Origin of the sequence: Thermogladius sp. (genome assembly GCF_049970955.1) — an archaeon.
In the GTDB taxonomy this organism is placed as follows: domain Archaea; phylum Thermoproteota; class Thermoprotei_A; order Sulfolobales; family Desulfurococcaceae; genus Thermogladius.
On the sequence record NZ_JBMFLY010000049.1, the window covers coordinates 1 to 6481 of the forward strand.

Consider the following 6481-nt stretch of genomic DNA (forward strand, 5'->3'; position numbering starts at 1 on the left):
CCTAGCCTTGTTATAACCCTAGAGCAGGAAACGCTCTTGAAACGTAGCGTGAAAGGCCGCCTTGTAACGGGTTAACACCGGCTATTAAAGCGCCTACCTCGGATCGAGAAGATGGGGTAGTTCTATGAAAGTGGTGATGGTCGTTGTAGACGGCTTATTCGACGAGCCTTCGCCGTCTCTAGGGGGCAAGACGCCGCTCGAGGCTTCCGAGACCAGGACATTACGCAGGCTCGCCGAGAGATCCGTTCTCGGAGTTGTGGAGAACGTAGTTGAAGGAGAAGTCACAAGCGACGTCGCGGTAGCCAACCTCCTGGGTCTCGAAGCCTCAAACCTGGCCAGGGTACCACGCTCAATACTGGAAGTGGTGGCTGAGGGGATAGACTTCATTGATGGAAACCTAGCGCTTCACTGCAACTTCGCTACACTGGATACGCATACCATGAAGATAGTTGACAGGAGAGTCGGCAGGTCACTCACGCGAGGTGAGGCCAAGATCCTGGAGAAGGACATAAATAGCAAGGTGAGGCTGGTAGGCGCCGACTTCACTTTCAGGCACATAGTCGACTACGTCAGTGTTCTAGTATTACGGGACGAGAAAATAGAGTTATCCGACCAGATATCGGATACAGACCCCTGGCGAGAGGGGGAGGAAAAGGTCCTGAAGCCTTGTAGACCCCTGTCCCAAGACGAATCGGCAGTGCGGGCCTCGGCTCTACTCAACGAGTTCACAAATAATGTCATTAAGGTGCTTGAGGATCACCCGGTAAACACCTTCAGGAGGAGGAAAGGGTTGTTGCCGGCAAACTCTGTCATATGCAGGCAGCCGGGGAATAGGCTACCTAGGATCGAGAAGAGGTTCACTGACCTGTTCGGGTTAGAGGGCTGTTTCCAAGCAAGGTTACCGACCGAGAGGGGTATCGCTACGCTACTGGGACTAAGACCTCTTCAACTACCACTAGTAGAGCCGTTTGAGAACTTGGGGGCCTACTACTACGAGAGAGCCCGTATAGTGGCTGAAGGGCTGAGGGAGTGTGACTTCGTGTACGTGCACTTGGACGAGGCCGATGACGCTGCCCACGACAGAGACCCGTTGAGAAAGAAATTCGTCATCGAGACTTTAGACGAGTACTTCCTAGGCCCGCTGTACGACGCATTGGCAGACACGGACGTCGCACTCATCGTAACAGCCGATCACTGGACTTCCTCGAGGACGGGGCATCACCTGAACAGACCACTACCAGTCCTAATACACAGTAGGAGGTTCGCGGAGAGGGCGGGGAAGACTTTCTCCGAGAGAATCATCGAGGGCGGCTACGATTTCTGGGTCAACGCCAAGGACTTCTTAAAAAAGGTGATCTTCGGCTTTAAGTAGACAACGGACAGGGGCTACTCGACGAGGAACTTTATGTCTCGTTTACCTATGGTCAGGAACACCTTGTCACCTGGCTTTATAGAGTTCGCGAAGCTGGTCGGGACGTACGTTATCAGTTCCGTGCCCCCGACGTCGATATACACCTCGGTGTCCGAACCGTAGAACAACTTGTCGACCAATTTACCCTCTAGTACTATCTTGTCGCTCTCGAGCTTTTCGGGGCGCGTCGCCGAGACGGCTATGACGTCGGGCCTTACACCCACGTACAGCCTCCCGCTTGTTGACGGTATATTGAAGCCCTTCGTTTCAAACCTCCTACCAAACATCTCAATATAGCCGTCACCCACTTTCACCTCGAAAATGTTCTTATACCTCAAGAACCTCGCAACAAAGACCGTCCTCGGATTCTCGAACACGTCGTCTGGTGAACCCAGCGCCTCGATCCTCCCCCTGTTCATTACAGCGATCCTGTCGCTCAGGCTAAAGGCCTCGTCCTGGTCATGGGTAACGTAGATAGCCGTGACACCGGTCTTGCGCTGGATGTTCTTCAGCTCTCTCCTAAGCTCTATCCTGAGCAGCGCGTCAAGGTTGCTTAACGGCTCGTCTAGGAGTAGGACGTCTGGCTCTCTGGCCAGAGCCCTAGCTAACGCGACTCTCTGCTGCTGCCCTCCGCTTAGTTGCCTAGGATACCTGTTCTCCATGCCCTCTAATTTGACTAGCGCGAGGAGCTCCTTCACCCTCCTCCTAATCTCCTCTTGGCTGTATCTCTTCAACTTGAGCGGGAACGCTATGTTGTCGAAGACGGTCATGTGGGGGAACAACGCGTAGTTCTGGAAGACGAAGCCGACGTTCCTCTTCTCCGGCGGTAGGTCGTTGACGACCCGCTCGCCTATGTATATGGTTCCCTTATCAGGCTTCTCGAAACCCGCTATCAAACGGAGGGTGGTAGTCTTGCCACAGCCACTCGGGCCCAGTAGAGTGAAGAACTCTCCTTTCCTCACCTCTAGTGTTACATTGTCGACTGCTACGGTTGTCCCGAAGGTCTTTGTTACCCCGATCAACCTGACCTCCTTCACCTGACCACCTCGATATACCTCGCGATCGCCTTACGAGACAGGTACGCGACTAGGAAAGACGTAATGACGCTCACGATGATCACCAGGAGGATTATCGCGCTCGCGTTCCAGGCGTTCTTAAAGAAGTACTGGAATATGGCGATAGTCACAGTCCTGTACTGCCACGGGGCGAGCAGGTTAGCCATCTCGAAGTCGCCAAAAGATACTGCGAAGGCTAGTAGCATGGCGCCGATCAGTCCATGGTATATGTTCGGCAAGATGACCTTATATGCTGTTGTTAAAACACCCGCTCCCAGGCTCCTAGAAGCCTCTATAAGCGTCTTCATGTCTATCATCTTCGCGACGCTGTACAGGTTCCTGAAGACGTACGGCGACACGATAGTTAAGTGGGCTGCCACGAGGATCCAGTACGTTCCGCCGATGAACGTCGGCCTGTACACCTCGTATATCGCGAGAGCCAGCAGTATTGCCGGGAGCATAAGGGGTATAAGCACCGCGACCTCGATGAAAGTTGACACCCACCTACTCCTCTCCCTCAAGAACAAGTACAAGATGACTAGGAAGTATACGGTTGTCGACAAGACAGAGGTTATACCAGCTATTAGAAGAGAAGAGTACAGGCTCCTTAAGACGAAGGGGTCTTCGAATAAAAATTTGATGTTTTTTAAAGTCCAGGCCTCGGGTAAGATGGAGAGCTCCCATTTTAAGGCGAACGCCCCTATAACCGGTATGAACGATACCAGGAATATGTATGTCACTACTAGCACTAACGTTAAATAGCTAACTGCTTTAGCGACCACGTATACGAAATCTGATAGACTCAAACTACCCCACCAACTACTTTCTTTAGAAGCCTGTTGTAAACCAACGCCAGAGGGATCGTTATCATAGCTATATTCATGGCAAGCGCGCTTGCAAGGTGAGGCTGATATTCTACGTCGCTAATCAACATTATGATCCTTAGAGTTATCAAGTTTCCTCCTCCGCCCACAAGAGCGAGGGCAGTGCCATACCCGCTAATAGCGATAATGAAAGCTTGAATGAAAGCCGCTATGAGTCCCGGAGCAACTATGGGTAGAACTACCCTGAAAATGGTCTGAAATACGTCGGCCCCCAGGCTCCTAGAAGCCTCTATAATCGACCTATCTAGTGATAGGAACACGCCACTCAACGTTATAGACGTGAATCCTACCAGGAAAGATTGGTATGCGAGTATCAAACCATTGTAACTCCTTACGTCGAAAATGTCCGGTAGATACACTCCAAAGTACTTGAGGAGCATGCTCGTTACTACACCTGAACTACCGAAGAGTATGACGAGAGAGAAGGCTATGACGAGGCCAGGGTAGATTATGGGTAGTAGGAGAACCGATCTTATGATATCTCTCACCGTTGGGGACAAGAGCGTGAAGGCGTACGCTAGTAGTGAGCCGAATAGAGTGCTTAAAGCGGCTGACTCTAGAGATATCACTATACTATTTTTTATAGCGTCGAGGTACGATCGATCAGAGTATATTCTGATGAAATTGCTTAAAGTAAGCGAAGACCCGGACTGATCTGATAGGCTATAGTAGAGGGAAACACTGAAAGGTATAAATATGAAGAAGACGAGTATGAGCATGAAAGGAAGTAACAGTAGGGTGTCTAGCAAAAAACTCTTTATATACGGGTTAACCATTTGTATCCTACCTCATCTACTGTTAACCAGTTTACCCAGCTTTTCGACATCCAGAAGTATCAGCGATACAGCTGGTAGCACAAGACCGGTGTTGACTAGTAGACCAGGTAAGGCCGTATTAGCCGATCCAGCCACCTTCATGTTCTTCACGTATTCCTCGATCAGGGGCAGCGCTTTTTGCAAGAGGTACGGGTTTATCTTCAATGACGGGTCTTTCTCCAGAGGGTCGCCGGGAGACGCTTTGAAGCCCGGCATTATAGCGGAGGCTATCGGCAACACCTCGGACTGCCAAGCATTTGAAACATCTTGCTGGACATTCAATAGCACACTTTCATCGAGAGGCACGGCTTTAGCGTATGCTTCGGCAGGCGGGAGGAGTTGCTGAATAAAGTCCGGCGGCGTGTAGTCTGTCCTAGATGGTCTGGCGAAAGACAGTGTTATCAAGAGCGAACCTAGGTCTGACATTATGAAGTTGAAGAACAGTCTTGCGGCGAAGGGGTGGGGCGCTCCTCTAGCTATTATCATGGCACCAGCTCTACTTACGGTTCCATCCTCGGGGATGATGACCTCCGTATTCGGGAACCCTGGTGAGTACTTATATGTTAGACCGTTGTAGTCGAAGTTGATTAAGATTGGGACCTCGCCTTTCTGGTAATCAGCTGTTGGAACAAGCGGTGCGACGTACTTTATATTGCCTATTTCATGCAGTTTCTTGATGAATTCTAGGCCGGGTCTCCAATTATTTATATCGCCCCCATTAGCGTAAGCCGCCGCTATAATGGTTATTAAGCCGGTTGCGGTTTTAGTCGGGTCCTGGTAGACTATCATTCCTTTATAGACGGGGTTCAATAGGTCTTTCCACGACTTGGGAATGGGGACGCCTCTAGCCTTCAGGTAGTCAACGTTTACAACGAAGACGATAGTACCATAGTAGGGGGCGATCCAGCACCCATTAGGGTCTTTAAAGACTGCGGGCACAGCATCAAAGTGGGGGGGTATATAGCAGTCCGTGAGGTTTTTTTCAGTAGCCTTTATCGCGTATGGAATAGCCAGATCTGCTACGTCGGCGTCAGGGCGTCCCTTAGCAGCTTCCAAGGTAGCAACTACTACAGCGCTACCCATGTCTGTGTCGGAGTGTTGAATACCGTAGATTTCGGTGAAGGTCTTCCACGCAATACCATAGTGAGCCCAGCCCGGCGGCATACCGTAGCTAAGAGCTACACCTTCCTGAAGAGCGTACCTGACCAGGTCGGCCTGGCTTATCTGGTCGTACCGGCTAGGTGGAGTAGGTCGTGCGGCTGGCGCTGGGGCGGGCTTATATAGCAATATAAACGCTATCGTTTCCACTATTATTATTAGTATTAGGACGAGTGATACTAGCTTCCACTTCTCCATACAAACACCCATTGCCTCTACTTTCTCTCCTTGATTATACTCAGCTAGGGTTCTATATAAGATTGCAAGAGAATGGGACTCAAGTCTAGTTGAAACCAGGATTTCAAGAACTCTTTTTAAGCAAAACTGAATCGATGCGTAGTCGGGGGTCTAATGGATAAGGCAAGGGTTTTATACAAGCTAGCAGACGCCATAAAGGACGAGAGGCTTAGGGGGCTAGTCTACAAGTACTTGGATAGGGTTCTTGGTTCAGCTAGCAGTGTCTGCGTGAGTTTTGACGAGGCTCCGGGCGAGATCGAGGAGCACCACTCCTACCCAGGCGGGTTACTAGACCACACTATTAGCGTGACACGTATATCCGTATACATAGCAGACCTCTTCAAGGAAGTATACGGTTTCGACATTAATAGGGACCTCGTCCTCGCGTGTGCTATCTTACACGACTTGTACAAGGTCCTAGAGTTCAAGTACGACGGGGTAATGATAGAGAGGTGCGAGCAGTACTACCCCCACGACGCGAGGCTCTCGGGTGAGATACTCGCGAACGAGGGTCTTGTCGAGCTGGCTAAGTGTATCACCGAGTTGCACGGCTACTACGGCTACACGAGTTTGGAGTCTCTTGTTGTTGGTTTGTCGGATATTCTCGACGCGAAGTTCCACAGCGTAATACAGAGTAAGATCAGGAACTACCTCGCGAGGAGAGGTAGAGCAGACGTTAGATCGTTCTACGAGTTCGTGAGGAGCAGGGAGTGGTGTAAGAAGGGGGTAATAGAAGAAATCATGTTGACGCCCCCTTGACGGGCTAGGCATACTAGGATTAGACGGGGGTCTGTTATGGAGCGAGGTCGATGTTTGTATTGTATGGGGGGCAGTGAGCGTCGAGGATCGTCGTCTCGAAGCTTATGCTTGGGACATAAGCTTGGTCAACATGCCCTCTAGTATAGGCTCCTCTACGTCTCT

Annotated in this window: 6 protein-coding genes; 2 read left to right on the forward strand and 4 right to left on the reverse strand. The window is 50.6% G+C overall.

Annotated elements, in window-relative coordinates; translation table 11 throughout:
- The first annotated feature begins 124 nt into the window (after positions 1 to 124).
- Positions 125 to 1372: a hypothetical protein gene (locus ACP5VX_RS05760; protein WP_428724932.1), complete on the forward strand. Its 1248-nt coding sequence runs from the start codon at positions 125 to 127 to the stop codon at positions 1370 to 1372.
- Between the two features lie 14 nt (positions 1373 to 1386).
- Here the strand turns inward: ACP5VX_RS05760 and ACP5VX_RS05765 are convergent, their stop codons facing one another.
- The 4 genes from ACP5VX_RS05765 to ACP5VX_RS05780 all read right to left on the reverse strand — a co-directional run bounded on the left by ACP5VX_RS05765 (position 1387) and on the right by ACP5VX_RS05780 (position 5521).
- On the reverse strand, positions 1387 to 2448 hold the full coding sequence (locus ACP5VX_RS05765) for an ABC transporter ATP-binding protein (protein WP_428724933.1): 1062 nt from the start codon (positions 2446 to 2448) through the stop codon (positions 1387 to 1389).
- Positions 2445 to 3215 (reverse strand): ABC transporter permease, encoded by a 771-nt coding sequence (locus ACP5VX_RS05770; RefSeq protein WP_428724934.1) that lies wholly within the window; start codon positions 3213 to 3215, stop codon positions 2445 to 2447. The genes ACP5VX_RS05765 and ACP5VX_RS05770 overlap by 4 nt, the downstream gene beginning before the upstream one ends.
- Positions 3216 to 3268: 53 nt before the next feature.
- Positions 3269 to 3919, reverse strand: a complete 651-nt coding sequence (locus tag ACP5VX_RS05775; RefSeq protein WP_428724935.1) for an ABC transporter permease subunit — start codon at positions 3917 to 3919, stop codon at positions 3269 to 3271.
- A 219-nt stretch (positions 3920 to 4138) separates the two neighbouring features.
- Positions 4139 to 5521: an extracellular solute-binding protein gene (locus ACP5VX_RS05780; protein WP_428724936.1), complete on the reverse strand. Its 1383-nt coding sequence runs from the start codon at positions 5519 to 5521 to the stop codon at positions 4139 to 4141.
- Between the two features lie 153 nt (positions 5522 to 5674).
- Between ACP5VX_RS05780 and ACP5VX_RS05785 the strand changes: the two genes are divergently transcribed.
- A complete protein-coding gene (locus ACP5VX_RS05785; protein WP_428724937.1) occupies positions 5675 to 6319 on the forward strand; it encodes an HD domain-containing protein in 645 nt (214 codons plus the stop codon).
- Positions 6320 to 6481: the final 162 nt, after the last annotated feature.

Coding starts and splice junctions, on each gene's coding strand:
- ACP5VX_RS05760 (WP_428724932.1), top strand. CDS start 125: ATGAAAGTGGTGATGGTCGTTGTAGACGGCTTATTCGACGAGCCTTCG.
- ACP5VX_RS05780 (WP_428724936.1), bottom strand. CDS start 5,521: ATGGAGAAGTGGAAGCTAGTATCACTCGTCCTAATACTAATAATAATA.
- ACP5VX_RS05785 (WP_428724937.1), top strand. CDS start 5,675: ATGGATAAGGCAAGGGTTTTATACAAGCTAGCAGACGCCATAAAGGAC.